General features: G+C 46.9%; 1 protein-coding gene. It reads left to right on the forward strand.

The genetic code is table 11. The features are described from left to right. Positions 1-99 precede the first annotated feature (99 nt). Positions 100-1,212 (forward strand): IS110 family RNA-guided transposase, encoded by a 1,113-nt coding sequence (locus tag EDC14_RS26365; protein WP_132018396.1) that lies wholly within the window; start codon positions 100-102, stop codon positions 1,210-1,212. Positions 1,213-1,699 lie beyond the last annotated feature (487 nt).

The following is a 1,699-nucleotide window of genomic DNA, read 5'->3' on the forward strand; positions in this document are numbered from 1 at the left end:
AGATATAATGGAAGTGCCAGCATCCGATTCGCAAAACGTAGGTTAAACTAAGCGAGAGCTTAGAACAGAGCTACAATACGAAGGAGGCTGACACTCACCATGAAGTATACCACCTATGTAGGAATTGATGCACACAAAGAAACCTTGGCAGTAGCCAAAATTCATCTAGAGGCAACCGAAGCTGATTTTCTGGGGATCATTCCAAACACGGCCGATGCGGTAAAAAGTCTCGTCAAAAAACTCGGCAACCCTCAAAAACTATGTTTCTGCTATGAAGCAGGCCCTTGCGGGTATGTTCTATACCGACAACTGGTCCGACTCGGAGCTGCCTGCATCGTAGTAGCCCCTTCACTCATTCCAACCAAACCGGGAGAACGCGTCAAAACCGACCGGCGGGATGCCAAGAAATTAGCTCGACTGTTACGAAACGGAGATCTGACTCCGGTATGGGTTCCAGGCCCAGAACAAGAAGCGTTGCGTGATTTGGTAAGGTTACGCGAGGATGCCAATATCGATCGGTTACGGAAACGGAATCAACTTGGCAAGTTTCTCTTGCGAAACGGAATTCATCCTTCCCAAAAGACTCGTCCCTGGACTGTGAAGTATTGGCAATGGCTCAAAGCCCTTCATTTTGAACAATACGCGCATCAGATTGTAGTCAGCGAATCAATCCAAACCATCGAACGGGCGGAGGCCTTAGTGAACCGATTAGACAAGGCCATTGAAGAAGCAGCTTCCCATTTAACCAACCCAAAGCTCTTTCAAGCTTTGCAAGGTTTCAAAGGAATCGGTCTAATTACAGCCGCTACTTTAGTGGCTGAGATTGGGGATATTACCCGATTTAAGACGGCTAAACAATTCATGGCTTTTGTCGGACTTGTCCCCGGGGAATCCTCCAGTGGCGGAACCAGGCGTCAAGGAAGAATCACCAAGACCGGCAATGCACACGTACGTTCGGTGATCATCGAAGCCGGTTGGCACTATCTGAAAAAACCAGTGGTGGGAAAAGCATTACAAAAACGTCAGGCGAACTTATCGGAAGCTGTGATCACGATTGCCTGGAAAGCACAGCAGCGTCTAAATCATAAGTACCGGAAAATTGCCGCGAAGGGTAAACCCAGACAAGTTGCCGTCGTGGCTGTGGCTCGGGAGTTATTGGGATTTGTTTGGGCAATGGCCAATCAAGTCGCAAAAGAAAATTCCGTGGCATAAAGCTTTCTCAGACTTAACTAAAATTACGGAATGAATTCGAGTTGCAGTACGAAGCAGACAGAAGATTTGAGGTACGGGGAGAACTCTCTTTCTCATCCCTTGTGATAAGGTTAAACCGAACTCACGCTGTTAGATGGAGATAGCTCCCTTGACGAATTTAAATCATGCGTGTAACCAATCCGCGAATATCAGGTTGATATACCGTCGAAGACCCATCTGTCTGTTTCCTACTGCAACTCAAAGGAGTGACGCAATTTCCTAAAAACTAAAATCCATTGCCTGCGTCAACGCTTGACATGGAGCCTCTGCGGTCATGTTGGATAAGTCCAGCCCCTGGCTTGTGGCCTTGGCCAATTCATCAGGCTAACATGACCGCATCTCCATATCAAGCGTTGAGTTTGAGGATCTTTATCAAGGTTCTCTTGGTTTGGTTCGAACTTTTTTAGGTTTTTAAAAATTTTGCTTGACGTGGCACTTCCATATCAGG

It is taken from the genome of Hydrogenispora ethanolica (genome assembly GCF_004340685.1).
Lineage (GTDB): Bacteria > Bacillota > UBA4882 > UBA8346 > UBA8346 > Hydrogenispora > Hydrogenispora ethanolica.